27 protein-coding genes and 1 pseudogene are annotated in these 26,226 nt (G+C 31.0%); 18 read left to right on the top strand and 10 right to left on the bottom strand.

Translation table 11 applies throughout. The features are described from left to right. The first annotated feature begins 31 nt into the window (after positions 1–31). The gene (locus LQ608_RS04660) at positions 32–286 is read left to right on the top strand and encodes a hypothetical protein (protein WP_078357326.1); all 255 of its coding nucleotides are present in this window, start codon (positions 32–34) and stop codon (positions 284–286) included. A 106-nt stretch (positions 287–392) separates the two neighbouring features. On the opposite strand, the gene LQ608_RS04665 is transcribed toward LQ608_RS04660, so the two are convergent. The 3 genes and pseudogenes from LQ608_RS04665 to LQ608_RS04675 form a co-directional block, all read right to left on the bottom strand. Continuing rightward, positions 393–833 carry a YaiI/YqxD family protein gene (locus LQ608_RS04665; RefSeq protein WP_170167652.1) on the bottom strand — a complete coding sequence of 147 codons (441 nt, stop codon included), beginning with the start codon at positions 831–833 and terminating at the stop codon, positions 393–395. Positions 834–1,087: 254 nt separating this feature from the next. Further along, positions 1,088–1,669, bottom strand: a pseudogene (locus tag LQ608_RS04670) (hypothetical protein); the annotation flags it as partial. An 84-nt stretch (positions 1,670–1,753) separates the two neighbouring features. Further along, entirely contained in the window at positions 1,754–2,599 is an 846-nt protein-coding gene (locus LQ608_RS04675; protein ID WP_239750183.1) for an undecaprenyl-diphosphate phosphatase, read from the bottom strand. Between the two features lie 160 nt (positions 2,600–2,759). Between LQ608_RS04675 and LQ608_RS04680 the strand changes: the two genes are divergently transcribed. Both LQ608_RS04680 and cydC read left to right on the top strand, forming a co-directional pair. After that, a complete protein-coding gene (locus LQ608_RS04680) occupies positions 2,760–4,373 on the top strand; it encodes an ABC transporter ATP-binding protein/permease (protein ID WP_239750189.1) in 1,614 nt (537 codons plus the stop codon). Further along, complete coding sequence (gene cydC / locus LQ608_RS04685) at positions 4,370–6,037, top strand: thiol reductant ABC exporter subunit CydC (RefSeq protein WP_239750202.1); 1,668 nt, start codon at positions 4,370–4,372, stop codon at positions 6,035–6,037. Before LQ608_RS04680 ends, cydC begins: the two co-directional genes overlap by 4 nt. 35 nt (positions 6,038–6,072) lie before the next feature. Here cydC and LQ608_RS04690 read toward each other — a convergent pair whose 3' ends face one another. Then, on the bottom strand, positions 6,073–6,519 hold the full coding sequence (locus tag LQ608_RS04690) for a MarR family winged helix-turn-helix transcriptional regulator (protein ID WP_239750209.1): 447 nt from the start codon (positions 6,517–6,519) through the stop codon (positions 6,073–6,075). 202 nt (positions 6,520–6,721) lie between these two features. On the opposite strand from LQ608_RS04690, the gene LQ608_RS04695 reads away from it, so the two are divergent. Both LQ608_RS04695 and LQ608_RS04700 read left to right on the top strand, forming a co-directional pair. Beyond that, positions 6,722–7,651, top strand: coding sequence for a CobW family GTP-binding protein (locus tag LQ608_RS04695; protein WP_239750218.1), 930 nt, complete (start codon positions 6,722–6,724; stop codon positions 7,649–7,651). 11 nt (positions 7,652–7,662) lie between these two features. Further along, positions 7,663–8,571: an aldo/keto reductase gene (locus LQ608_RS04700; protein WP_239750223.1), complete on the top strand. Its 909-nt coding sequence runs from the start codon at positions 7,663–7,665 to the stop codon at positions 8,569–8,571. 274 nt (positions 8,572–8,845) lie between these two features. Here the strand turns inward: LQ608_RS04700 and LQ608_RS04705 are convergent, their stop codons facing one another. Continuing rightward, positions 8,846–10,042: a M20 metallopeptidase family protein gene (locus LQ608_RS04705; RefSeq protein ID WP_239750226.1), complete on the bottom strand. Its 1,197-nt coding sequence runs from the start codon at positions 10,040–10,042 to the stop codon at positions 8,846–8,848. Positions 10,043–10,217: 175 nt separating this feature from the next. On the opposite strand from LQ608_RS04705, the gene LQ608_RS04710 reads away from it, so the two are divergent. From LQ608_RS04710 to LQ608_RS04745, 8 genes are all read left to right on the top strand, one after another. After that, positions 10,218–10,976 carry a DeoR/GlpR family DNA-binding transcription regulator gene (locus LQ608_RS04710; protein ID WP_239750227.1) on the top strand — a complete coding sequence of 253 codons (759 nt, stop codon included), beginning with the start codon at positions 10,218–10,220 and terminating at the stop codon, positions 10,974–10,976. Beyond that, positions 10,976–11,887, top strand: coding sequence for a 1-phosphofructokinase (gene pfkB, locus LQ608_RS04715; RefSeq protein ID WP_239750229.1), 912 nt, complete (start codon positions 10,976–10,978; stop codon positions 11,885–11,887). The genes LQ608_RS04710 and pfkB overlap by 1 nt, the downstream gene beginning before the upstream one ends. Before the next feature lie 18 nt (positions 11,888–11,905). Further along, positions 11,906–13,840, top strand: a complete 1,935-nt coding sequence (locus LQ608_RS04720) for a PTS fructose transporter subunit IIABC (RefSeq protein ID WP_239750237.1) — start codon at positions 11,906–11,908, stop codon at positions 13,838–13,840. Between the two features lie 547 nt (positions 13,841–14,387). Next, complete coding sequence (locus tag LQ608_RS04725; RefSeq protein WP_239750239.1) at positions 14,388–15,179, top strand: alpha/beta fold hydrolase; 792 nt, start codon at positions 14,388–14,390, stop codon at positions 15,177–15,179. A gap of 193 nt (positions 15,180–15,372) precedes the next feature. After that, the gene (locus tag LQ608_RS04730; RefSeq protein ID WP_239734320.1) at positions 15,373–16,719 is read left to right on the top strand and encodes a hemolysin family protein; all 1,347 of its coding nucleotides are present in this window, start codon (positions 15,373–15,375) and stop codon (positions 16,717–16,719) included. A 153-nt stretch (positions 16,720–16,872) separates the two neighbouring features. Then, on the top strand, positions 16,873–17,595 hold the full coding sequence (locus LQ608_RS04735; protein ID WP_239750246.1) for a pseudouridine synthase: 723 nt from the start codon (positions 16,873–16,875) through the stop codon (positions 17,593–17,595). Between the two features lie 13 nt (positions 17,596–17,608). Then, positions 17,609–18,436, top strand: a complete 828-nt coding sequence (locus LQ608_RS04740; protein WP_239750248.1) for an aldo/keto reductase — start codon at positions 17,609–17,611, stop codon at positions 18,434–18,436. 83 nt (positions 18,437–18,519) lie between these two features. Beyond that, positions 18,520–19,242 (top strand): YwiC-like family protein, encoded by a 723-nt coding sequence (locus LQ608_RS04745; protein WP_239750250.1) that lies wholly within the window; start codon positions 18,520–18,522, stop codon positions 19,240–19,242. A gap of 93 nt (positions 19,243–19,335) precedes the next feature. On the opposite strand, the gene LQ608_RS04750 is transcribed toward LQ608_RS04745, so the two are convergent. Continuing rightward, positions 19,336–19,584: a GlsB/YeaQ/YmgE family stress response membrane protein gene (locus tag LQ608_RS04750; protein WP_239750252.1), complete on the bottom strand. Its 249-nt coding sequence runs from the start codon at positions 19,582–19,584 to the stop codon at positions 19,336–19,338. Between the two features lie 48 nt (positions 19,585–19,632). Then, on the bottom strand, positions 19,633–20,274 hold the full coding sequence (locus tag LQ608_RS04755; protein WP_239750261.1) for a hypothetical protein: 642 nt from the start codon (positions 20,272–20,274) through the stop codon (positions 19,633–19,635). Between the two features lie 186 nt (positions 20,275–20,460). Between LQ608_RS04755 and LQ608_RS04760 the strand changes: the two genes are divergently transcribed. Beyond that, on the top strand, positions 20,461–20,808 hold the full coding sequence (locus LQ608_RS04760; protein WP_239750262.1) for a PadR family transcriptional regulator: 348 nt from the start codon (positions 20,461–20,463) through the stop codon (positions 20,806–20,808). Continuing rightward, entirely contained in the window at positions 20,792–21,460 is a 669-nt protein-coding gene (locus tag LQ608_RS04765) for a DUF1129 family protein (RefSeq protein WP_239750264.1), read from the top strand. Before LQ608_RS04760 ends, LQ608_RS04765 begins: the two co-directional genes overlap by 17 nt. Before the next feature lie 142 nt (positions 21,461–21,602). Here the strand turns inward: LQ608_RS04765 and queE are convergent, their stop codons facing one another. The 3 genes from queE to queC are packed head-to-tail and all read right to left on the bottom strand — an operon-like array spanning position 21,603 to position 23,405. Then, positions 21,603–22,313: a 7-carboxy-7-deazaguanine synthase QueE gene (gene queE / locus LQ608_RS04770; protein ID WP_078357346.1), complete on the bottom strand. Its 711-nt coding sequence runs from the start codon at positions 22,311–22,313 to the stop codon at positions 21,603–21,605. Next, positions 22,306–22,737: a 6-carboxytetrahydropterin synthase QueD gene (queD, locus tag LQ608_RS04775; RefSeq protein ID WP_078357347.1), complete on the bottom strand. Its 432-nt coding sequence runs from the start codon at positions 22,735–22,737 to the stop codon at positions 22,306–22,308. The genes queE and queD overlap by 8 nt, the downstream gene beginning before the upstream one ends. Continuing rightward, positions 22,737–23,405, bottom strand: coding sequence for a 7-cyano-7-deazaguanine synthase QueC (gene queC / locus LQ608_RS04780; protein ID WP_239750268.1), 669 nt, complete (start codon positions 23,403–23,405; stop codon positions 22,737–22,739). The genes queD and queC overlap by 1 nt, the downstream gene beginning before the upstream one ends. Positions 23,406–23,608: 203 nt before the next feature. On the opposite strand from queC, the gene LQ608_RS04785 reads away from it, so the two are divergent. The 3 genes from LQ608_RS04785 to LQ608_RS04795 all read left to right on the top strand — a co-directional run bounded on the left by LQ608_RS04785 (position 23,609) and on the right by LQ608_RS04795 (position 26,214). Next, the gene (locus LQ608_RS04785; protein WP_239750269.1) at positions 23,609–24,211 is read left to right on the top strand and encodes an anthranilate synthase component II; all 603 of its coding nucleotides are present in this window, start codon (positions 23,609–23,611) and stop codon (positions 24,209–24,211) included. Next, positions 24,189–25,937 carry an aminodeoxychorismate synthase component I gene (gene pabB / locus LQ608_RS04790; RefSeq protein WP_239750275.1) on the top strand — a complete coding sequence of 583 codons (1,749 nt, stop codon included), beginning with the start codon at positions 24,189–24,191 and terminating at the stop codon, positions 25,935–25,937. The genes LQ608_RS04785 and pabB overlap by 23 nt, the downstream gene beginning before the upstream one ends. Positions 25,938–25,998: 61 nt before the next feature. Beyond that, positions 25,999–26,214, top strand: a complete 216-nt coding sequence (locus tag LQ608_RS04795) for a hypothetical protein (protein ID WP_078357351.1) — start codon at positions 25,999–26,001, stop codon at positions 26,212–26,214. The last annotated feature ends 12 nt before the right edge of the window (positions 26,215–26,226 follow it).

The raw sequence follows: 26,226 nt of genomic DNA on the forward strand, positions 1-26,226 counted from the left end.
AATTCCATTTATTTTAAAGGGGGTCTATCAATTGGACGTATTTCTAATGGTAGTACTTATCGTGCTCATTTCAACTACAGCCGGACTTGTCAAAAATCATCAATCGAAAGCAGTTAAAATCGAAAAAATTAAATCACAACGAGTTAAAGATGAATTAGAACTAGAAAAAATAAAACATGAAAATTATTTATTAGAAACAGACAAAATGCGTATAGAACTAGAACAAATGAAAAATACTGATAATATTAATTTAGAGAAAGCTAAAAGCCAGCTCATAGAAAGATAAAGTAGATAATATATTAAGTTGTAATGAGCTAGTTCACAAAGTCTTGCCCGTTAGTCGGGAAAAGCTTTATCTATAAAATAAGACAATGTCACAAACTGACATTGTCTTATTTTATGAGGTTAGTTAGAAATTCCGAAAAAACTAAATGATCTTCTTGAGTAAGTTTTTTTGGTCCTTTTGTTCTACCACCTTGTTGTCGTACTTGTGCTGAAACATGTCTTTGTGTTAACAACTGTTCTATATTGTTTGTTGTGTATTCATAACCTTTATGATGAATAACGTGTTGCGCTTTATTTAATATAAGGCTCGCAAGTCCATAATCTTGTGTGACAACGATGTCGCTTGATTTTGTTAGTTTAACAATCCTAAAGTCAGCACTGTCTACACCATGATCTACATAAGTGGTTGAGACATTTTCAGGGTATTCTTTTAAAGAGAAATGGTTAACACTTCTTATTATCAGAACGGAGATGTCTGTATCTTGAGTTATACGTATGACATCATCCGTAACTGGACATGCATCCCCATCTATAATGATTCGATTAATCATTTATTACGGCGTAAATTTTTTTTAGATTTTTTATGTTCAACTGTATGTTCGTCATATGGAAACTGATCGATATGTTGTTCCATTGATATTTTATGTTGATTAAATAGTTTGTGGCTTGATTTTTCTTTTTTCTCATTTCTAACTCGTTCGTTAACTAATTCTTGAATATTCGGCTTAGCTTGTTTTGAACTAACATCAGCTAATGATTTTGGTTGAGTGCTTTCAGAAGATTTCTGTTTGTTTTCTTTTTCTTGATACTTTTTGTTTTCTTTAATACGTTGTTCTTTGTTTTCAGCTTCTAACTTTTGCTCTTCTTCTTCACGTGCTTCGATATTATCTTGTAGCTTCTTATCTAGCTTAGATACATCTTTTTTATTTTCTTTTTCAAGTTTTTCGCCTTTTTTCGCTTGTTTCTTTTCAAGCTTTTGATAATACTCTAGTTCTTTAATACGGTCTTTTTTGTTTTCTTTACGCGCTTTTTCTTCTTCTTTATTTCGTTCATCAATATTTTTTTGTAGTTTTTTATCTAGGTGGTCAATTTGTTTTTGCAATTCTTTTTCCTCTTTTTTCTCTTCTTTAAATGGTTGTTTCATTTGTTTGTTATAGTCGTGTAAACGTTTCTTTTGGACAACATAAGATTTAACAGGTTGTGATTTTTCCGCAACTTTATCTTTTGTTTCAATCGTTTTATCTTTAACTTTATGAGAAAGGTCAACTGTTGTTTCAGTTACGTTTTTCACATCTGGGTGTTCTTTGATTTTTTTACGTTCTTTAATTAATGGTACTAGTACTAATGGTAGTGTATTGACGATTAATTTTACTTTATCATTCATGAGTCATTCCTCCGTATTAATTTCTAATTATATATCTTATTTAAATACCCTTTAACAACGACTTCAAACTGTAGTATCTAAGTATTAACCTATGTTTTGGCCAATACCGAAACCGAAATAAGCAATAGCTATAATGATAACTAAGATAATTCGATAAATAGCAAAGGGTATTAATTTGACACGATTGATAAGTTTTAAGAATAATTTGATAGATATAAGACCAAATATAAATGATGCAATAAAGCCAACAATATAAAATGGTATTTGATCTAAAGTGATAAATTGTATATTACCTAAAAGTGCTTTTGCACTGGCAGCAAACATAATTGGAACTGCCATAATAAATGTAAAGTCAGAAGCTGCTTTATGATCTAATTTTAAAAATACACCTGTTGAAATTGTAGAACCTGAACGGCTAAATCCTGGCCATAAAGCAATCGCTTGTGATAAACCAATAACAAACGCTTTTGGATAGTTCATATCGTCTACTTTATGTGGATTTGGAACACGCTTAGAATAAATATCTGCTCCAATCATATAGATAGCACCTAGCAATAAACCAATTAAAACGGTTGGAACGCTAAATAAATGCTCCTCTATAAAATCATCAAATAATAAACCAAGTATTCCAGCTGGTACTAAACCAACAATAATGTGTGATAACTTTAATCGATGTTTCTTCTGTTCATTCTTTTTAATATTTAACATTTCTATATATCGACTTCTAAATATCCATGCTGCTGCAAGAATAGAGCCTAATTGAATGACAACTTTAAATGTAAATGCAGATTCACTTCCGAGAAATGATGTAGACTTTAGCCACATATCATCTACTAATATTTGATGACCTGTAGATGAAACTGGCGCAAACTCCGTTAAACCTTCTACAATACCTAAAATTATTGCTTTTATTAATTCGATTATAATCATATTTTAGCTCCTCAAATTTTCTGAAAGTCTGTGGTTATCAGTAGACAATCACTGTATCATTATTGTACCAAATATTACATAATAATATGTGAATAATTAATAATACATTTTAGTTTATTTTTTAATTAAAGACGTTATAATAGAAAAAGGTGGTGAGATTGTGAAAGAATTAACAAAGTACAGTATGCAGTATAAACGTTTGCAAATTTTTATGTTTTTAGCATCATTATTACTTAGTTTAACTGTCATATTTCAAAATATATATTTAGGGAAAATTATAAATCAAATGCTCGTTGTTAAATCAAAGTATGAGCAGCTTTACTTATGGCTAGCGATATTATTAGTTGTGCTGTTATTAAGAGCATGCTTTAACTATTTGAATCAATTATCCGGTCAGAAACTTTCTTTTAAAGTTAAAAAAGATGTAAGAAATAAATTGATGGATAAAGATACAAAACGATCAAAAGTCACAATATTAACAGAAGTAGTTGAAGGTATACATCCATTTTATGAATCCTATTTGCCTCAAGTCTTTAAATCAACCATTATCCCAATTGTTATTATTATCACTTTATTTTTCATACATTGGCCGGCCGCTGTAATTATGATGATTACTGCACCGTTCATTCCATTGTTTTATATTGTGTTTGGTTTGAGAACACGTGATAAAGCGAAAGATCAAATGCAATCTTTAGATCGTTTTGCAAGTGAGTTCATAGATTTAACGAAAGGACTTGTTTCATTAAAACTATTTAATAGAACAAATCAAACGACTGAAAAAATTCACAAATCTAGTACTTCATTTAGAGATTTAACGATGGAAATTTTAAAGAGTGCTTTTTTATCTGGATTAATGTTGGAATTTATTTCAATGCTAGGTATAGGTATTGTTGCATTAGAGGTAGGTTTGAGACTCATCGTATTCCATGATGTATCATTTGTTGTAGCAATTACGACATTATTATTAGCACCTGAATTTTATAATGCGATTAAAGATTTAGGACAGGCATTTCACACTGGTAAACAAAGTGAAGGCTATATAGAAATGATAGAAGAAATGAATAACGAAGAACAAACGAAACAATCATCTATTCAAATTAATCCAAATATGGACAATCAAGATATTATTCAATTTAACAATGTATCTTTTTCTTACCCTAAGCGTGACGATTTTTCTTTTGAAAATATTAACTTAAATATAAAAGGAAATAGTCATACTGCAATTATAGGTCCGAGTGGTGCAGGTAAATCGACATTGATTAAATTGTTATTAAATGAATTGAGTCCCAAAAAAGGTGACATCAGTTATAAGAAACCTTTAAAAATTGGTTATCTGTCCCAAAGACCTTACATTTTTAGCGCTTCTTTACTCGAAAATGTCACGATGTTCCTAAAATATGATGAGCATCATGTATTAAATGTATTAGATGAAGTGGGTCTTACGGAAAAAGTGTCTCAATTATCTAAAGGTATCAATACAATGATAGGTGATGGATACGAATTGTTATCTGGTGGAGAAATGAGAAGAATAGAACTTGCAAGGTTGCTATTGCTTAATCCAGACGTTGTTATTTTTGATGAACCTACAACAGGATTAGATATAAAAACAGAGCAGCTTATTGTTGATTCAGTTAATCAATTTGCGCATGAAAAAACAGTTATAACAATAGCACATAGAAAAGAAGTTCTGAAATATGCCACTCACTATATTGAAGTACTTAATGGAGAGGTTCATGAAATAGATTTGCCTAGAAAAGGTGGTGTCATACAATGAAAAGATTATCTATAAAATTTGATAAAGATTTCTATCTATCTATTATAATAGGTGTCTTTGGTATGCTGACCGCCTTAGGTATGTTTGCGTTAAGTGGTTATATGATTTCTAAAAGTGCACTTGGAACACCACTATATGCTTTAATGATTTTAATCGTAACGATTAAATTATTTGGTTTTGTTAGAGCGATAACTAGATATTTCGAAAGATTATATTCACATAGATCTACTTTTACAATGTTAAGAGATATACGGGTGGATTTATTTAATCATTTAATACCAATCGTTCCAAACGTGTTTAGAAGATATCGTTCAAGTGACTTGCTTACTCAAATGGTTAATAATGTCGAGCGATTACAAAATATATTACTAAGAGTCTATTATCCACCAATTGTCATTATTTTAACGACTGTAATCACGATTTTAGTTATGATTAATTTCAACATTTATGCCGGTATCATCATTGGTATATCAATGTTTATTTCAGTTATTTTAATTCCATATTTATCAGCAAAAAGAGCAAATATTCTCGCGGTGCAAGTTCAACAAAGTGAAGAGGACTATGTAGCAGAATATTTTGATTTCGAAAATGGTCGTTCAGAATTAAAAAGATTTCAGCAATTTTTACCTTTTAAAGAAAAAGTATTAAATAAACAAAATCAATATGAAAAGAAAAAATATAAAGAACAGAAATTTTTAAGTACGTATGATTTTATGTTGAACTTATCTTCAATGGTAAGTATATGGTGTATGACCATCTTATGCATATGGCAAATTCAAGATGGCGTATTAAATGCAGTATTCTTTGCAAGTATATTAATGATTACAATAACATTGTTTGAACAAGCAATTCCTATGACGAACGTTGCATTTTATAAAGCAGATACAGAAAGAAGTCTTCAAAGTATCGAAGAAGTCATTAATCAATCATTTGATGAAACAGATGAAAGTTCAGTAGTAAATAAAGCTTTATTTAATGCCGAAAATTTAACTTTTAAATATGATTTTCAAGAAAGACCAACTTTAAAAAATATAGACTTTAATATCCAAAAAGGGCAAAATGTTGCAATCATTGGTCCATCAGGTTCAGGTAAAACAACATTGCTCAATTTACTAATGGGATTATATAGTGCGAATCAAGGTGCTTTATCCCATAACGGAGCATTATTATCACGAATAAATAAAGAAGCATATGTAGACGAAATCAATACAATGTTGCAACATAATCATTATTTTGAAGGCACAGTGAGAGAGAATTTATTAAATGAAGCTGAAGATAAAGAAATGAAACAAGCATTATCAACAGTAAACTTAAGCTATTTAGATTTAGACCAACATTTAACACAAAATGCAGAAAATATCTCTGGAGGAGAAAGACAACGGTTATCAATGGCAAGATTACTATTAAGAAGTGCACAAATCTGGATGCTTGATGAACCAACTGCTTCTCTTGATGAAGAAAACGAAGAAAACATTATGAATGTATTATTAAATAAAGAAGATACAATTATCATTGTTACGCATAACTTAAAATATTTACAAAACTTCGATCATATTATTGTCATGAATGAAGGAGAAATTCTAGAGCAAGGTGATTATGAAACATTAATAGAAGACCGAGGATATTTGTATGATGTAATCCATTATAATGAGCAGTTAGTGTGAAATGAAAAAACCCAAGACATTATGTCCTGGGTTTTCTATTTCTCATGATTAATTTTATCTACATTGTTTATCAATTTTTGTAATAAGCAATTGAGTTGCTTTGTTTCTTCATCATTTAATTCAGATACATCTTGAATAAGTTGAGATGCTTGGTGTAAATGTTGTTTCATTTGTTTGCTTTTCTCTGTTAAATGAACAAATACTTCTCTTTGATCTAATTCAGAACGTTCACGTTTAATGAGGTCTAAATTTTCCATTCTTTTTAATAGAGGGGATACTGTTCCTGTATCTAAGGCTAAGTCAGTTACTAGCTTTTTGACATTGACTGGTTCGGTTTCCCATAAAACGGTTAGTACTAAATACTGTGGATAAGTAATGTTGTACTCTTTGAAAATTTTGTTTGAATAATAACGATTGACTTGTCGCTGTGCATTATACAAATTAAAACACAATTGGTTCTGGATATTTAAATTATCCGCCATAATCTTTCCCCCAAACTACAAATACAATGGTTCATATTTTTATAAGCTTCCTATTCATTATATAATGAATAAATTTAGTTTGTAAATATGTTTAAAAATATGTGGATTAAATGTACGAATTATAAGGTGGAACAACGTATAAATTTGAAGTCTTTGTAGTTTATTAGGTTATATCATATAATTACAGAAAGGTGGTTTGAACATGAGTCAAAGAAATGAAAATAAAAACAAAATGGCTGTGACAATTTTGACGGGATTTTTAGGAAGTGGTAAAACAACCTTACTTCAAAGGTTGATTTTAAAAGCAAAAGATTCCGGACAAAAAGTCGCAATTATTATGAATGAATTTGGTTCTTTTGATGTCGATAGTAAATTATTAGGTGATGATGTTTCTACTCAAAGCTTATTAAATGGCTGTATATGTTGTTCATTAAAAGATGATATTGAAGTAGTCTTACATAATTTATATCATAAAGAGAATCCTGATTTAGTATTAATTGAAGCTACTGGAATTGCGCATCCTGTTGAGGTGGTAGATGCATGTCAAAATCCAACTTTAATTGATAAAGTTGAAATGCCCTCAATTATCGGCGTGATGGACGGTAAAAGATACTTAGAACGAACACGATATACTAAACAAACGAAACATTTAATGGAAGAACAAATGTTGTATTCACATATTGTCGTTATTAATAAATCTGATGCGTTATCAGCAAATGAAAGAGAAGAACTAGAACAATCTTTACTTTCTTTTAAGCATCAACCTAAACTTCACTTTACGAATTACTCAAATATAGATGGAATTGAAATACCTGTGAATGAAGTGTTATCTATTGAAGGCAAACATAGTCATCATCACGGTATTCAGTCAATGAACTATACATTTAGTGGACCAATAGATATGCAATTATTAATTCAGTTTTTGAGACAGTTACCTGATTCTATACTTAGAATAAAGGGGTTTCTTAAATTTGATGAAGAACCAGAACAAACCTATTTATTTCAATATGCATTTGGGGTTCCTCAATACGAACCAGAAATAATGAATATGCCACTAACTATTGTCATAATAGGAGAAGAGCTAGATAAAGCGCATTTACGTAATAAATTAGATATGTTGAATTTTTCATAGGAGATGATGGGATGGAACGTATTCGTATAAATAAACATGTTAGTTATTCAAGAATTGTACATGGATTTTGGAGATTAAATGAATGGGGATATAGTAATCAGCAGTTGAATGATTTTTTACATGAAATTGTAGATAGAGGTATCACGACGATGGACCATGCAGATATTTATGGTAACTATACGTGTGAATCTTTATTTGGTGATGCACTAGCCCTAACACCGAATTTAAGAGAGAAACTTGAAATTGTAACTAAATGTGGCATTATTTTGCCGAATGAAAATAAACCTAAAAACATAGGGCATCGATATGATCAAAGTTATGAACATATTATTGAATCGGTTGATCAGTCTCTATTAAATCTTAAAACAGACTATATAGATACATTACTTATACATCGCCCATCACCATTAATGGACCCAGATGAAATGACAAGAGCAGTAATGCATCTAGTAGATCAAGGTAAAATTAAAGCATTTGGCGTTTCTAATTTTAAATGTAATCAATATGAGTTGTTAAATGAAAGTTTGAAAAAAGAAATGTCACATATCTCAGTCAATCAAGTAGAAGTATCACCATATCAACTAGAAAATATAGAAGATTGTACATTAAATAGAATGCTTCAACATGACGTTAAAGTGATGGCATGGAGCCCATTAGCAGGTGGTAAAATATTTGATGCTAACGACGAAAAATCTAGACGCATATTAGAGGTTATACAACCATTAGCTTCCAAATATAATGTGAGTGTTAGTACAGTAGTATATAGTTGGTTATTAAAATTACCATCAAACGTAATGCCTATTGTAGGATCAAGCAAAATAGATAGAGTAGATGAAGCGGTTAAAGCAACTAAGTTACAACTAACTGACCAAGAATGGTTTGATATATACGTCGCATCACGTGGCGAAGATATATTATAGTTGTTTATATAGAGGTTAGAGGTGCTGTAAGGGATATAATTCTGAGAAATGTCCGTAAGAGGTAGTATCTAAGTAGCATAATTCAGAATTCTGCTAGTAAGCGCACCCTAAGAACTACAAATCGATTAGCTACTCACAATATAACGAAACAGGCTGGGACTTTTTGAAAGTCCCAGCCTGTTTTTAATAATTTTTAATTATGTTGTTCATTAGTTATATTCACACAACTCAGAAGAAGTGTAATCAATACCTAACCTCAGCAATAGATCTACCGCTATTTATTTTCTAATCTATTTAACGTAATTTCAGCTAGTGATTTGGCAGCTACGAGCATGCAATCTTCATTTACATCAAATTTAGGGTGATGATTCATATATGGCTCGGTTACGCCTTCTGGTTTGCTTCCTACGATATAAAATGAACCAGGGATTTTTTGTAAATAATAAGCAAAGTCTTCTGATCCTGTTACTTGAGGGATTTCAACTAATTGTTGGAAGTAATCTCCTTTGCTTTCTGATAAAATTTCAGCTACTTTTTCTGTTTGTTCTATATGGTTATAAAGTACTGGATAACCATATTGATAATCTAGGTCATATTCGATATCAAATCCTACTGCTATGCTGTCTGCAATTTTTTTAATTTCTTGATACATTGTTTCTTCTAGTTCTGGATTTAAATATCTTGCTGTACCTTTAATTGTGACACTATCTTGAATAACGTTATAGCCTCCAGGTGCTTCAAATGCTCCGATTGTAACAACACCCATATCTAAAGGATCGATACGTCTTGATACGATTGTTTGAATAGCGTTTACAAAATTTGTTCCTGCTATTAAAGCATCATGTGTTCTATGTGGGCTGGCAGCATGACCACCTAAACCATTGATAGTCAATTTGAATGTAGAACTTCCTGAGAAAGAGGGTCCTTTATTATATCCAATAAATTCTGGTCCAGCTACTGGCACAATATGAATACCATAAACTTCGTCTAAATCATCTAGTACACCTGATTCTACTATTGCTTTAGCGCCACCAGGAGGTTTTTCCTCAGCGTGTTGGTGAATTATTTTAACTGTGCCTGGTAATTCTTCTTTAATTTCAATTAATGCATCTGCAAGTCCCATTAAATATGCTGTATGTACGTCATGTCCACAAGCGTGCATAACGCCTTCATTTTCTGATTTAAATGGAACATCTGTTTCTTCTTCGATTGGTAAAGCATCGAAATCTGCTCTTAATCCAATTGTTTGTCCTTCGTGTCCGCCATTTATTTCAACGATTATTGCATATTCATCATCTAAAGGTTGAGTCACTTTAACGTCTTTATCTTTATAAAATGATTTAATATAGTCAGCAGTTTGAACTTCTTCAAATGATAATTCTGGATGTTGGTGCAAATGTCTTCTAATTTCAATCATTTCACTTTCTTTATTTTCGATAAGATTAAATAGCTTTTCTTTTAAATTATTCATGTTTTTCCTCCTAAAAATATACTAAAGAAGTATAACAGTAATCTTTTTCTGCATAAAATATTTGAACTTATAAATTTGAAAAAAATTTTTGATTGATTTTGAATGTTTGTGATTGATTGTGATTGACATTTTAATGAAAACGTTTTATTATTTAAAATTGAACAGGGGAGATTGTATGTTAACGACTGAAAGACACCAATTAATTATAGATGAGATTAATCAACGGGAAACGGTTACACTGCAAGAACTTATTAATTTAACGCAATCAAGTACTTCTACGATTAGGAGAGACTTATCGCAACTTGAACAAAGAGGTTTACTTAAAAGAGTTCATGGTGGTGCTACTCAAATTGCGAAGCGTCATGAAGAAAGAAATATGACCGACAAGGAATTACGATTTCAAGATGAAAAACAAGAAATTGCTCGTTTAGCAGCAAGTCTTATTGTTGATGGAGATACTGTTTACTTAGATGCTGGAACAACTACTTTAGAAATGATTCCATTTATTACACAACAAGACATTATAGTAGTTACAAATGGTTTAACACATGTGAGACCATTATTAGAAAAAGGGATTCCAGTCTATATGACTGGTGGAGAAGTAAAATCAACTACATTTGCCAATATAGGCGTAAATGCAGTTAAATCACTTGAAAGATATCGTTTTGATAAAGCATTTATAGGTATAAACGGAATTGATTTAAACTACGGATTATCAACACCAGATCCGAATGAATCTGAAATGAAAGAAAAGGCTATCCACTTAGCATCACAAGTGTATGTTCTACTTGATCATTCTAAATTTAATGAAGTCTCGTTTGCAGAAGTAACTTATGAAAAATCAATAGAAATACTGACTTCTGAAAAAGCAATTCAAACTATTAGTAATTTCGATCAATTTAAAGAAAAATATAATATTAATGGAGGACTATGATGATATACACAGTTACGTTTAATCCATCAATTGATTATGTGATGTTTACTAATCAATTTGAAGTTGGTGAATTGAACAGAGCGCATGAGACAAATAAATTTGCTGGTGGTAAAGGGATTAATGTATCTCGAGTTCTTAAAACGTTAAACGTCAATAACACAGCTACAGGATTTGTTGGAGGGTTCCCTGGAGAGTTCATCAAAGATGCACTCGCTAAATCAGACATACTAACAGATTTTGTAGAAGTACAAGATGATACTAGAATAAATGTGAAGCTAAAATCTGGACTGGAAACAGAAATTAATGGACCTGGACCAAATATTGAACCAGAACATTATGAACAGTTTTTAACTAAGATGAGAAGAACAAATTCAGAAGATACAGTGATTATTGCTGGAAGTGTTCCAAGTACACTTAAAAAACCCGTTTACCAAGAAGTTGCAGAGGTACTTAAAGAAACCGGAGCAAATTTAATAGTAGACGCTGAAAAAGATTTAATGAAATCTATTCTTGCTTATAAACCTAAATTTGTGAAACCTAACAAGACAGAATTAGAAGAAATATTTGATAAGCAAATAGATACGGACCAAGAAGTTATAGAATGTGCTCAGTCATTATTAAAAGAAGGTGCACAAGCTGTGATTGTATCACTTGGTGGAGAAGGTGCTATTTATGTAGATAATACTACAAAATTAAAAGCAATTGTTCCAAATGGACAAGTGGTCAATACTGTCGGGTCTGGAGATAGCACTGTGGCAGGTATGGTAGCTGGATTAGAGACAGGTAAAGATATAGAATCAGCTTTTAAATTAGCAGTAAGTTGTGGAACGGCAACAGCTTTCAATGCTGATTTAGCAGAATATCAAGATATAGAAAAAATAACTTCAGAAGTGGTTATTAAACATATTTAAAATAAGGAGGTCATTAAAATGAAAATTACTGAACTATTGACTAAAGAAACGATAGCAATGGATTTATCAGCTACTAGTAAAGATCAAGTAATAGATGAACTTGTTACACAGTTAAATAAAGCAGGTAAATTAAGTGACGAAGCTACTTTTAAAGAAGCAATTCATAGTAGAGAATCACAAAGTACGACTGGTATTGGTGAAGGTATAGCAATTCCTCATGCAAAAACAGATGCCGTTCAATTAGCAGCTATTGCATTTGGTAAATCGATTGATGGTGTTGATTATCAATCTTTAGACATGCAACCAGCACACTTATTCTTTATGATTGCAGCTCCTGCAGGTGGTGCTCAAACGCATTTAGATGCATTAGCAAAACTTTCTGGAATTTTAATGGACGAAGATGTAAGAGCAGAATTATTACAAGCAAAAAATGAAGAAGAAGTATTAAACATTATTAACAAGCATGATGACGAAGCAACGGACGAACAATCAGAAGAACCAGCAGTTGCATCTAATGGAACAGATTCTCAAGAAGAAGGATTAGTGTTAGCAGTAACTGCATGTCCTACAGGAATTGCACATACTTATATGGCTGCAGATTCTTTGAAAAATCAAGCTAAAAAAATGGGTGTTCCTATTAAAGTAGAAACAAATGGTTCAGGTGGTATTAAGAATCATTTAACAGACGAAGAAATTGAAAAAGCTTCAGGTATTATTGTAGCTGCAGATGTACATGTTGAAACAGCTCGTTTCGATGGTAAGAATGTTGTGCAAGTTCCAGTAGCTGATGGTATTAAACGACCAGAAGAACTTATAAATATGGCACAAGATACTTCACGTAAACCATTTGTTGCAAAAGGTGGAAAACAAAGTAGTTCTACAAGCAATGAAAAGCAAAGTGTATCTAAAACAATTTATAAACACTTAATGAATGGTGTTTCTAATATGTTACCACTTGTAATTTCTGGTGGTATATTAATGGCAATTGTATTTTTATTTGGAGAGAATTCATTTGATCCTAAGAGTGACCAATACAATGAATTCGCCGCAAATTTATGGGCTATTGGTAGTGAAAGTGCATTCCAATTAATTGTGCCTATATTAGCTGGTTTTATCGCTCGAAGTATTGCTGATAAACCAGGATTCGCATCTGGTCTTGTCGGTGGTATGTTAGCAGTAGCCGGTGGTTCAGGATTCTTAGGTGGTATTATTGCAGGTTTCCTTGCAGGTTATTTAACTGAAGGTGTTAAATATGCATTTAAAAATCTACCTCAAATGTTTGAAGGTTTAAAACCAACTTTAATTTATCCAATATTATCAGTTTCATTAACTGGACTATTAATGGTGTATGTTATAAATCCACCAACATCTTGGTTGAATAATTTATTATTAGATGGATTAAACAATTTATCAGGTTCAAATATAGTGTTACTTGGCTTAGTATTAGGTGCCATGATGGCAATTGATATGGGTGGACCATTTAACAAAGCAGCTTATGTATTTGCTACAGCAGCCTTAACAGAAGGTAATGCAGCTGCAATAACAGCAGCTATGGTCGGTGGTATGATTCCACCAATCGCTATCGCAACAGCTATGCTTATCTTCAGAAGAAAATTTACAAAAGCACAAAAAGGTTCAATCATTCCAAACTATGTAATGGGATTATCCTTTATAACTGAAGGTGCTATTCCATTCGCAGCAGCAGATCCATTACGTGTAATACCATCAATGATGGTAGGTTCAGGAATCGGTGGTGCAATTGCTTTAGGATTAGGTTCAAGTATTCAAGCACCACACGGAGGAATATTCGTAATATTTGCAACTGACTTTGGACACGTACTACAAACATTATTAGCAGTAGTAATTGGAGCATTAGTAGCTGCCATAATGTACGGATTACTTAAACCAAAATTAACTCAAGAACAATTAGAAATGGTTGAAGAAGCTGAATAATAAAATCAAAAAAGAGCAGAAATTCATTGTAAAAATGAAATTCTGCTCTTTTTTTTATAAGAACCTTTCACTCTTCTTCCAACTTGTGTAAATATAGATACCCATGCTTACACTTCTTCTGACTTGTGTGAATATAGGTACCCATGCTTACACTTCTTCTGACTTGTGTGAACATAGATGCCCATGCTTACACTTCTTCTGACTTGTGTGAACATAGATACCCATGCTTACACTTCTTCTGATTTGTGTGAATATAGATATCCATACTTACACTTCTTCTGACTTGTGTGAACATAGGTACCCATGATTACTCTTCTTCCAACTTGTGTGAATATAGATACCCATGCTTACACTTCTTCCAACTTGTGTGAATATAGGTGGTCTATAAATAATTTTGTATTGTAAACATACAAATACATTCGTCTCAGTCAAAAGTATGATACTAAAATCACGTGTTTAAAATTGAATTCTCAGGGAATATTTTATATGATTAATTTAAAATATTCTCATTAAGAAGAATATGGTAAATATAAGGAAAGAGCGAAAAATGTTATATTACAAGACGATAATAAAATCAAATGAATCAGAGTGGGTTACATTATTACATGGAGCAGGTGGTAGTTCTTCGATTTGGTTTAAGCAGATGAGATATTATAGAAAGCATTTTAATATTTTATTAGTTGATTTGAGAGGCCACGGAAAATCTGCAAATAAAGAATGGAAGAAAAATGATTCTTTTAAACATCTGGCGAAAGAAGTTGTAGATGTATTAGATTATTTAAAAATTGATAAAACTCATATTATTGGTATGAGTCTAGGTACAATAGTTGGTCAAGCAATGGCTGAATCTTATCCAGAAAAAATTTCAACTTTAGTGTTAGGCGGAGCCATTATAAATGTGAATTTAAGAACAAAGTTTCTACTTGCTGTAGGACGTACAATAATGAATTTTGTACCTTACATGTTACTTTATAAACTTTTTGCATACATTATTATGCCGAAAAAAGCACATGAAGAATCAAGATTTAGGTTTGTGAACGAAGCTAAAAAAGTATCTCAAAAACATTTTATTAAATGGGTTAAGCTGACAAAACTAGTAAATCCATATTTAGCCCATTTACAAGTTGCTACGAGAGATATTCCAACTTTATTTATAATGGGTGAGGAAGATTATTTATTTATGCCACCAGTTGAGAAACTAGTTAAAGAGAATGAAAATTTCTCTTTAGAAATAATAGAAGAAGCTGGTCATGTATGTAATATTGATCAGCCTGAAGCTTTTAATCAAGTAAGTTCTGAATTTATAATGAAGCATTTAGCTAAGCCTATTCTTTTATAGAATATTTAAATTGAGATTAAATTGTGATATACTGGAAATAATATGCTAATATCGGGGGAGGTGACACTCAATGGGAAGGATTTAGTTTTAAATTCATATTTTATTATAAAACCTATAGAAAAACGTAATAAAAAGGTGACCATAGTGTCACCGCAAAATATTTGGAGGTGAATCCCTAGAAATAGGGAACTAATTGGAAATTTCGACCATAATGAACTTTATTGTATTCTTTATATTAATTGCATTTACAATGGTATTTGTAGGATCTGAATTCGCACTTGTTAAAGTACGTATGACTAGAATTGAACAGTTGATATCTGAAGGTAGTAAAACAGCTAAGATTGTTCACAAGATGGTAAAAGAACTAGATTATTATTTATCTGCATGTCAACTTGGTATTACAGTTACATCACTTGGATTAGGTTGGATTGGTGAACCAACATTTGAAGTACTTATTCATCCAGTACTAGATTTCTTTAGTTTACCAGATGCATTAACAACAACTTTTTCCATCGTAATCAGTTTCTTAATTGTTACATTTATTCATGTTGTAGTTGGTGAATTAGCGCCTAAAACGGTTGCTATACAACAAGCTGAAAGATTAACACTAGTTTTTGGTAGACCGCTATATTACTTTGGTATTGTTATGAAGCCATTAATTTGGTCTATGAATGGAACAGCACGTATTTTAGTAAGAGCAATAGGTATTCAACCTACTAACGAAGAACAGGCAATGTCAGAAGAAGAACTAAAGCTTATCATGACTCAAAGCTATCAAAGTGGTGAAATTAACCATACAGAATTAGCTTATATGCAAAATATTTTCTCATTCGATGAAAGATTAGCCAAAGATATCATGGTACCTAGAACGCAAATGGTTACTTTAACTGAACCATTTAATATCGAAGAATTATTAGAAATTATAAACGAACATCATTATACACGTTATCCAATTTCTGAAGATGGCGATAAAGACCATATTAAAGGCTTTATTAACGTTAAAGAATTTTTAACAGAATATGCTTCTGGTAACTCAATTAAAATTAATAGCTATATACATGATTTACCACTTATTCACGAAGTTACGAGAATCAGTGATGCATTAGTGAAAATGCAGAAAGATCATGTCCATATGGCATTAGTAATCGATGAGTACGGTGGCACTGCTGGTGTCATTACTATGGAAGATATTCTAGAAGAAATTGTTGGAGAAATACGAGACGAATTTGATGATGATGAGGTAAATGACATCATTAAGACTGGCGAAGATACTTACCAAATTAATGGTCGTGTAACTTTATCAGAACTTGAAGAAAAGTTCGGAATTGAATTTGAAGATTCAGATGATATAGATACTATCGGTGGATGGCTACAAGCACATAAACCAGAAATTGAAAAAGATGATTACGTAGACACTGAATATGACAAATGGGTTGTAATTGATGTTGAGAATCATCAAATTAAAACGGTAGCATTACACAAAGAATTCATGAAAGAACGTAGAAGTATTTTTGATGACGATGAAGAAGATGAAGATTAAAAAATAGTTTAATTATCAAGCAGTAGAAATCCATAATAATTGGACTTCTACTGCTTTTTTTAATTAAATACAAACGTGTCTTTTTTGTCTTAACGATGTGCATCATGTAAAATAGAAATCATAGTAGATTGTTTGAGAGAGGAACACATGTGTATGAGAATTAATAAATATTTAAGTGAAGCAGGCGTTTGTTCAAGGCGTGGTGCAGATAAATGGATAAGTGCTAATCGTGTTAAGATCAATGATGAGTTGGCAACATTAGGATCAAAAGTAGAAGAATCCGATATTGTTAAGGTCGATAATGAAATCATAACGATTGATAAAGGCTATGTTTATATCGCATTAAATAAACCTCGTGGTATTACATCCACTACAGAACGACATATTAAAGGTAACGTTGTTGACTATGTGAATCATCAAGAAAGAATTTTTCATATTGGTAGACTTGATAAAGATTCTGAAGGGCTGCTGTTGCTTACGAGTGATGGAGATATCGTAAATGAAATATTACGTGCTGAGAACAATCATGAAAAAGAATATGTCGTTTCAGTAGATAAACCAATCACTAAAGATTTCGTTAAACAAATGTCTGAAGGTGTAGAAATATTAGAACAGAAGACGCTCCCAGCCAAAATAGAGCAACTTAATGATAGAACATTTAAAATTATTTTAACACAAGGATTAAATCGTCAAATTAGACGTATGTGTGAAGCTTTAGGATATGAAGTTAAAAAATTAAAAAGAATACGTATTATGAATATTAAACTTGAAGGAATTAAATATGGTGAATGGAGAGATTTAACTAAAGAAGAATTTGAAGAACTAACGCAGTCACTTTCCTATAAACCAAAAAGAGAGCGAATGATATCTAAATAAAGGGGTTATTAAAATGGTCAAATTAAATAATGATGTAAATATTCCAGAATTAGGATTAGGAATTTATAAAATAGATGAAACAGATGTAGAGAGAGTATTGAATACGGCAATTGAAGCAGGTTATAGAGCAATCGATACTGCTTGGTTCTATAAAAACGAAAAAGCATTAGGTCAAGCATTAAATAAAATTAACATAGACCGTGAAGAACTTTTTATAACGACTAAATTATGGAATGATTTTCAAGGATATGAAGAAACGATTAAAGCTTTTAATGACTCTTTAGAATCGTTACAACTAACATATATAGATATGTATTTAATTCATTGGCCGTGTCCAGAAGATGAATTGTTCATTGAAACATACAAAGCGATGGAGCAATTGTATAAAGAAGGCAAAATTAAAGCTATAGGTGTATGTAATTTCAAAGAGCATCACTTAGAAAAATTATTAGCCGAAACAGAAATCGTACCTGCAGTAAATCAAGTAGAATTCCATCCAATATTTAATCAAAAGGATTTACAAGCATATTGCGAAAGTAAAGGTATTAAAATTACAGCATGGAGTCCGTTAATGAGAGGCGGAGAATGGCTTAATAACCCAGTATTGAAAGAAATAGCAGACAAATATAATAAAACTGCAGCACAAGTTATCATTAAATGGCACTTACAACAAGGCAGAATCGTTATTCCAAAATCACAAAATGACCAAAGAATTATAGAAAACTTTGATGTATTTAACTTTGAATTAACTGAAGAAGATTTAGCTGAAATTGATAGTCTTCATACAAACGAAAGACAATTTAGAGATCCTGATGAAGTTAAAATTGGAGATATGAAATAATATAAAAACTTTCACATATTTGTTTGAATTAAGATGTATTTCATATATATCTTTTAGTAGAATAAATGTGTGGAGGTGTTTTTTTGTTTAAATTTAAGAAACCAAATCAACATGGCGTTTGGTCAATGATTATATTGCCCATCGCATTCGGTATAGCAGTAAGCGGTTTTACATTTTTACATATATTATTATATTTGGGCGTATTAGCAGCTTATTTCATGAGTGATCAAGTATTTTTCTATTTAAAGAAAAGAAAAAAAGAAATTGGCTACATCTATACAGCGAGTTTATTTGGAATAATAGTACTCATATCATTTATACCTATAGTACTTTATAAATTTGATACATTTTGGATATTTTTATTAATGATTCCATTATCGTTAATCAATGCATTTTTCGCTAAAAAGAAAAACGAGAGAGCATTTACAAATGATTTAATAGCTGTCATTATCTTTTGTTTGTTCGGCGTAATAAGTGTATTACTAAATACACCATTATCTAATATTAATGCTTGGTTACCTGTATTTATATTGAGCTTTATGTATTTCTTTGGAACAATCTTATATGTAAAAACAATGATAAGAGAGAAAAAATCAATTAAATATAAATGGAGTTCTTGGATTTATCATTTATGTATCGTAATTATAGGATTAATAGTAAACCCTATAATAATGATAATGTTTTTACCTAGCTTAATTCGTGCAATAGTTTTATATGGAAAGAAAATAAAAATAATGCATGTAGGATTGATAGAAATAGCAAACTCTATATTCGTGTTAATAATTGGATCGATTTATTTACATTAATGACTATATTGAACCGGTTAACGAACACAAAAGAGCAACCATCCATACAGATGATTGCTCTTTTGTGTTTTCTTTTATTTAAAATTATAAATATTATTTTCTAATCAATTTTAAGATAAATGATAGTACGAGTATCAATATAATTGAACCGATAAGTGCTGGTATAATTGCTACTCCGCCCCATACTGGACCTAAATCGCCTAGTAAAGAACCACCAATTACTGAACCAATTAAACCGGCAATAATGTTACCGATAATACCGCCTGGAACATCTTTACCTAAAATAACACCTGCTAGCCAACCTATAAGTCCGCCTACGATTAACATTAATATAAAGCCCATTGAGTGTACCTCCTTATTATATTTCTATTTCTATAATTAAGTACCCAGTTATTTTGCATTTGAAACATAATAAGATGTTTTAAATAACTTTTGCCATAAAATAAACAAAATATAAAACAGGAATACTGGTATTAATATAAACCAGTGTGGAGTAAGTACAATCATACATATTATTGCTACAATTGATAAGATTTCTCCTACTAATCGAGGATGTATAAAGTATCTGTATATACCTTTTTGGTAGATTTTTGCAAGTCTTTTACCATCTGCTTCGATTGCTTGAGTAAACAATGAAAGGTAAGCAATGATTTGCCCAAATATAAATAAACTGACACCAAAATATGGCACAGATTGATATATTGAAAGTTTACTGTCTAAATAAACGACATTTAAAGACACACTAAATACAATAGTAATGATATAAAGTACAAAAAATTGATTTTCAATATAGTTTGGAGCATATTTAATTTGAATCCATGTATGCAAGAATGCCCATATAAGTAACATAATTGTTACAGCTATCGTGATGAAGTTAATTTCTTTGATGATTATAAAGGAAACTAAACCATTCAAAGCAATTGTTATTGAAATAGCGAAATGGTTTATACGCTTTTTCTTATTCATTACTATAAAGTTATATGACATTAGGACGATACACAGAATGATATTAATTGAAACGAGAAATGCCATATCTGTCTCCTACCTTAAACTAGTCTCATCTACGAATTATAACAATTCCTTAACATTTAATCACTAAATATATATTTATGTAAAGATTTTGCAAGAGTATTTGACATTATAAGTGTAATTTACTAGTATTGAAGTAAGCTATCTTGTAATACAAAGTAGTAGTAAAAATTGGAAGAGGTTATTACTATGTCGTCTATAAAGACACAAATGAGAAAAGGTTTGTTAGATGCTTGTATCTTGTCTATTATTCAATCTCAACCAGTATATGGTTATGAATTATCTCGTAAACTAAATGAACATCAGTTTACAGAAGTAAGCGAAGGAACGATTTATCCGATTTTACTGAGGTTGTTGAACAAAGAATTTATTTATAGTGAATTTAAGCATAGTGAACAAGGACCAAAGAGAAAATACTATTATATAACTGTTAAAGGGCGAGAAGAGTTAGAAATAGTTAGTGACGAATGGCTTAAAATAAAAGACCCAATTACTAAATTGTTAAAAGGGAGTACTGACGATGACGAGAACAACTAAACAATTGATTGATGAAAATAATACTAAAAGAAAGCAATTAAATGAAGAAGATTTAGAAGTATATGAAGACTTCTTATTATATGTAAGAACAGACTTAAGAGTTAGTGAACATGAGACAGAAGTTATTTTGATGGATGTATTAGATCATTTATTAGAAGCTACTTCTCACGGTACATCAGCTATAGCATTTTTTGGACATGACGTTAAAGGACATGCTGATGAAATGTTAGAAGAGCTGCCTAATGAATCTAACAAAGCAATTATGAAGATGGTAATGATGGGTGTTGCTTACTTCTATAGTATTTATTTTATTGTCTCAGGTATAGCTGGCATTTTTGTAGACTATAAGACACCGATAATATCCATGATTTCGCTATTAATACTAGTTCCAATAGGTGGATTCTTTATAGTGAAAATTCTATTCAATATTATTCAAAGATATATATTTGATAAATCTAAATATAAGACACTGAAAGAAACAGCTTATGCAGGTTTATTAGTTGGCGTAATACCAGCTTTATTAATATTAACACCAAACATTATATTTAAAGATATGATGAAAGTTTATATTCCATGGTGGATATTCATGTTAATAGGTATCGCTATTTTTGGACTATATAAAATGTCGCAGAATAAAAAGAAAACAGCATAAAAGAGGGTTGGACAGAAGTCTAATCTCAATATAACGAAAGCCTGAGACAAAATAGTTGTCCCAGGCTTTCGTTGTATCTCATTTTTTCAAAAATCTTAATTCTATCTCACTTACATCATTAAAAATTATTTCCTGAGAAATATTAAACGCCTTTTTTATTACTCCATAATAAAGTGTGCAATTGTGGTAAGACGTAAATGTCATTTAATGTATCGTTCATGACTTTATCTATTAATTGTTCGTATTTTTCTAATAGTTTTTCTGTATGATTTGAAACGCTGTCGTCTAAATATGGATTACCAACTTGTAGATAAAATGGTATTGAAGGGTAACGGTTGTGTATGTCTTTCGCGAATTGATAATCGTCTTCATCGAAAATGACAACTTTAAGTGAAAGACTGTCTTGAACGCATTGTGTTATAACTTCATCAAGAATTGGTAAATTTGGTTTCATTCCAGAACTAGGTGGCTTTGGACTAATTGTTAAGTCATCGATTAGTGTCATCCAAGCTTGAAATTTTGATCCTTGTGTTTCGAGTGCAGTCTTAATACCTCTATCGTTAAGAGTTTCTACTAATGGACCTATATTTTTTATTAGTGCTGGATTACCACCTGATATTGTTACGTGTTGATATTTGTTTGGAGCAAGTGCGTCTAATTCAGATATAATATCTTCTGGTTCAAGTAGTCGAATATCATCTTTAGCTGAACCATCCCAAGTGAAACTAGAATCACACCAGCTACATCTATAATCACAGCCACTTGTTCTAACAAACATCGTTTTTCGTCCGATGACTGATCCTTCACCTTGAATGGTAGGACCGAAAATTTCTAATACAGGTATTTTAGGCATTATTGTCACCGTTTTTTAAAGGACGATAAACGACATAACTTGTTGGTGTTTCTCTGACAAAGACTTGCACACATTTAGGTTTGTTTACTCTTTTGTCTAAAGATTCTTGTACGATATTGTATATTGTTTGTGCAACTTGTTCAGTAGAAGGACTGTTATCTTTAAATTCTTCAAAGTCATTTAATAGTCTATGGTCATATCTTTTATGAATTAATGTCTTGAGTTCGCTAAAGTTTACTAAAAATCCCATCTTATCTAGCTCGTTACCTGCGATCGTTAAGTTTACAAAGTAAGTATGACCGTGGATGTTTTCACATTTTCCAGCTTCTTCATAAGGAATGTAATGAGCACTAGAAAAGTTGAAATCTTTATTGAGTTCAAAGGCATAAGGATGTTGAACACTTGGATAAATTTGTTGTAGCATTATAAACTTCCTTTCGTTTGTAGGTATTGGTCTAGACCTTGATTTCTTAATTTACAAGCAGGGCATTCACCGCAACCATCACTCATAACACCGTTATAACAGGTTAATGTTTTTTCTCTAACATAGTCTAGCGCACCTAATTGGTCACTTAATGCCCATGTTTCTTTTTTATTTAACCACATAAGTGGTGTATGTATAACGAAGTCTTTATCCATTGATAAGTTAAGTGATAAATTCATAGATTTGATGAAACTATCTCTACAATCAGGATAGCCACTAAAATCTGTTTCGCAAACACCTGTAATAATGTGTCTAGCACCTATTTGATAGGCTAACGCACCAGCAAATGATAAGAACAGTAAGTTTCTAGCAGGTACAAATGTGTTTGGAATTCCATTTTTATCATTTTCTATTTTCATATTATGATCTGTTAATGCGTTTGGAGAAAGTTGTGAAAGTAAAGACATATCAAGTACGTGGTGTTTTAATCCTTGTTCTTTAGCTATGTCCTCAGCAACTTTAATTTCTAAATCATGTCTTTGCCCATATTGGAACGTAACTAATTCTACTTCTTTAAAATGTTCTTTTGCATAAAATAAGCATGTTGTACTATCTTGTCCTCCACTAAATACGACAAGTGCTTTTGCATTTTTTAATGTTTCTGACATAATGTTTCTCCTTTATAAAGGCATAAAAAAAGCCTGCCTTCTATAAAAAGGTAGACGTAGGAGTCTAGTTTTTTATAGAGGGTGTAAGCTAGTAACCTCTTAGTTTATTGAATATACAAATGATAATATAATCATTTTGTAAAAGCAAGTTTATGATATGGTATGATTAATTTGAAATTAAGGAAAGAAGAGCGTGTAAACTTATGATCATGATGATAGATAACCACGATTCATTTACATATAACATTATTGAATATATAAAAATAATTACTAAAAATATTGAAATAAAAGTTTTGAAGTCTGAAGAGGTAACTGCAGAAATAGTTAATGCTATTAATCCGGACGTGATTATTATTTCGCCAGGACCTGGGCATCCTGATGATTATACACAGTTAAAGTCTTGTATCTACAATATTTATAAAGATGTACCGATACTTGGCGTATGTCTAGGTTTTCAACTGTTAATTTCTACATTTGGAGGCAAAGTGATAAAAGGTGAACGACCAGTTCATGGGCATACTGCTCAAATAACACATGATGGAATGGGATTATTTAAAGACTTACCTCAATCATTTCAAGTAACTAGGTATCATTCTTTAATAGCTGATAATCAACAGATTCCGCAAGATTTTATTGTTACGGCGCGTACAAAGAACGGAATACCAATGGCAATTCGACATCAGTCTTTACCAATTGAAGCTGTTCAATATCACCCTGAATCAATATTAAGTGAATTTGGTTTAGAACAATTAGCGAACTTCTTAAGGAAAGCAGGTATTCAAATTGAAAACACATATTCAGTTTAAATATATTAGTGACTTACAAAATGAAGAAAAATTAGACTTAAAATTTCAAAATCCAATTGATACACTTACTGCTAATAGTTTAGATGAAGTGCAATCATTAGTTGATAAAGCGAGTTATTATCAACGTAAAGGATTCTACGTTGTTATGACTTTGCCATATGAAAGTGCAATAGCGTTTGATCCATCTCTAGAGGTGTACGGAACTGGAGATAATTATGGCTCAATTCAAGTGTATGACAAACCTGTTCAACAATTTAGTGAATTAGTTAGTCATAATCAATCAAATGACAACATTGAATGGCATGCAATGAACACTAATGACGAGTTAGCTCATAATATACATGCTATACAAGATGAAATAAGATTAGGTAATACATATCAAGTGAACTATACGACACAATTAACATCTAATTCAATTCAAGATGGGTATTCTTATTTTAAATCATTAACTGAAGAATCTAATGGTGATTACCAAGCATATATTGAACACGATAATGAAACGATTATTTCTATTTCTCCAGAACTCTTCTTTCAACTAGGGCCGCATCAGCATTTAGCAAATTCATTGTTAACTAAACCAATGAAAGGTACGATTTCTAGAGGTAATAATGAAACTGAAGATCAAGAAAATCTCAATACATTAAAGAATTCTAAAAAAGATAGAGCAGAAAATGTAATGATAGTTGATTTATTAAGAAATGATTTAAGTAAAATTTCAAAAGTTGGAACAGTAGAAACGATAGATTTATTTAAAATCGAAAAATATAAAACGGTTTATCAAATGACGAGCACAATACGTAGCCAAATAAAAAATAAACTTACTTTATTTAATATTCTTCAAGCGCTATTTCCATGTGGATCAATAACGGGTGCACCTAAAGAATCAACTATGCAAATTATTAAAAGTTTAGAGAAAAAGCCTAGAGGTATTTATTGTGGGGCGATTGGTATATTATTACCAGATGGGAAAATGATTTTTAATGTGCCTATTAGAACGATACATAATAATGAGCATAGAGCTATTTATGGAGTTGGTTCAGGTATAACAATTGATTCAGTTGCTGAAGCGGAAATCGAGGAATTTAAAATGAAAACTAGAATTCTTAATATACCTAAAGTAAATTTGATAGAAACGATGAGAATAGAACAGGGAAATATACAAAGACGTTATAAGCATACACAAAGAATTTTAAAAAGTGCTAAAGATTTGGAAATACCATTTGAACTTGAAAAATGGAACGAATTACTTGATGATGCCGAACAAAGTCAAAGAGATGGAACGTATAAATTAAGAATAGAACTGACTTCAGATGGTGTATTTAAAGTGGAAACTAAAGAGTTAGTTGAATCTTTGAAACCACTAACAGCAAAATTAAAACAAGCTAAGCCAATCGCTTCTAAATATATTAGAAATAAAACAACTGAACGTAATCATTTTATTCATGAACAGGATAATGATGTCATATTATATTATAATGAAGAGAATGAAATAACCGAATTTGATATAGGTAATGTTGTTATTAAAGATGGAGAAACTTACATAACACCCTTATATAAAGAACAAATTTTAAATGGTTGTATGAGACAAGAATTGCTAGAAAAAGGATACATTAAAGAACAAACCATTGATAAGAATTCAATGTTAAAACATATAAAAAATGGTAATTACGAAGTATTTATGATTAATAGTTTGAGAGAATGGACTAAAATAGATTTTAAATTTTGATGGTAATCTAAAGATACAAATAGTAAAATAGTAAACATCATATAAGGACGGGTGAAAAGATATGTTCTTAGCATTATTATATTTAGTAATAGTGATCTTAATAGCATTTTACTTAAAACGTGTAGTCTTGAGTCAATTAAGACAAGAAAAAAATAAGCAAAGTTTTGCGTATTTATATATTGGATTTGCCGTAGCAATTGTTTTTGTAGGCTTATTTGTTAATCAGTTAACACATGTTTTTATTGATTTAACAGATGTATTTTATCGTAAACAATGATGCTTTATATAG

The organism is Mammaliicoccus sp. H-M34, from assembly GCF_022386495.1.
In the GTDB taxonomy this organism is placed as follows: domain Bacteria; phylum Bacillota; class Bacilli; order Staphylococcales; family Staphylococcaceae; genus Mammaliicoccus; species Mammaliicoccus fleurettii.

Excerpts from the sequence above, each read along its gene's own strand:
- LQ608_RS04705 (WP_239750226.1), bottom strand. The coding sequence starts at position 10,042 with ATGAATAATTTAAAAGAAAAGCTATTTAATCTTATCGAAAATAAAGAA.
- LQ608_RS04750 (WP_239750252.1), bottom strand. The coding sequence starts at position 19,584 with ATGGGCTTTATATTAATGTTAATCGTAGGCGGACTTATAGGTTGGCTA.
- LQ608_RS04675 (WP_239750183.1), bottom strand. The coding sequence starts at position 2,599 with ATGATTATAATCGAATTAATAAAAGCAATAATTTTAGGTATTGTAGAA.
- LQ608_RS04695 (WP_239750218.1), top strand. The coding sequence starts at position 6,722 with ATGAGTCAAAGAAATGAAAATAAAAACAAAATGGCTGTGACAATTTTG.
- LQ608_RS04765 (WP_239750264.1), top strand. The coding sequence starts at position 20,792 with ATGACGAGAACAACTAAACAATTGATTGATGAAAATAATACTAAAAGA.
- LQ608_RS04725 (WP_239750239.1), top strand. The coding sequence starts at position 14,388 with ATGTTATATTACAAGACGATAATAAAATCAAATGAATCAGAGTGGGTT.
- LQ608_RS04720 (WP_239750237.1), top strand. The coding sequence starts at position 11,906 with ATGAAAATTACTGAACTATTGACTAAAGAAACGATAGCAATGGATTTA.
- cydC (WP_239750202.1), top strand. The coding sequence starts at position 4,370 with ATGAAAAGATTATCTATAAAATTTGATAAAGATTTCTATCTATCTATT.
- queC (WP_239750268.1), bottom strand. The coding sequence starts at position 23,405 with ATGTCAGAAACATTAAAAAATGCAAAAGCACTTGTCGTATTTAGTGGA.
- LQ608_RS04755 (WP_239750261.1), bottom strand. The coding sequence starts at position 20,274 with ATGGCATTTCTCGTTTCAATTAATATCATTCTGTGTATCGTCCTAATG.
- queE (WP_078357346.1), bottom strand. The coding sequence starts at position 22,313 with ATGCCTAAAATACCTGTATTAGAAATTTTCGGTCCTACCATTCAAGGT.
- LQ608_RS04795 (WP_078357351.1), top strand. The coding sequence starts at position 25,999 with ATGTTCTTAGCATTATTATATTTAGTAATAGTGATCTTAATAGCATTT.
- LQ608_RS04710 (WP_239750227.1), top strand. The coding sequence starts at position 10,218 with ATGTTAACGACTGAAAGACACCAATTAATTATAGATGAGATTAATCAA.
- LQ608_RS04785 (WP_239750269.1), top strand. The coding sequence starts at position 23,609 with ATGATCATGATGATAGATAACCACGATTCATTTACATATAACATTATT.
- LQ608_RS04735 (WP_239750246.1), top strand. The coding sequence starts at position 16,873 with ATGAGAATTAATAAATATTTAAGTGAAGCAGGCGTTTGTTCAAGGCGT.
- LQ608_RS04690 (WP_239750209.1), bottom strand. The coding sequence starts at position 6,519 with ATGGCGGATAATTTAAATATCCAGAACCAATTGTGTTTTAATTTGTAT.
- queD (WP_078357347.1), bottom strand. The coding sequence starts at position 22,737 with ATGCTACAACAAATTTATCCAAGTGTTCAACATCCTTATGCCTTTGAA.
- pfkB (WP_239750229.1), top strand. The coding sequence starts at position 10,976 with ATGATATACACAGTTACGTTTAATCCATCAATTGATTATGTGATGTTT.
- LQ608_RS04700 (WP_239750223.1), top strand. The coding sequence starts at position 7,663 with ATGGAACGTATTCGTATAAATAAACATGTTAGTTATTCAAGAATTGTA.
- LQ608_RS04760 (WP_239750262.1), top strand. The coding sequence starts at position 20,461 with ATGTCGTCTATAAAGACACAAATGAGAAAAGGTTTGTTAGATGCTTGT.
- LQ608_RS04740 (WP_239750248.1), top strand. The coding sequence starts at position 17,609 with ATGGTCAAATTAAATAATGATGTAAATATTCCAGAATTAGGATTAGGA.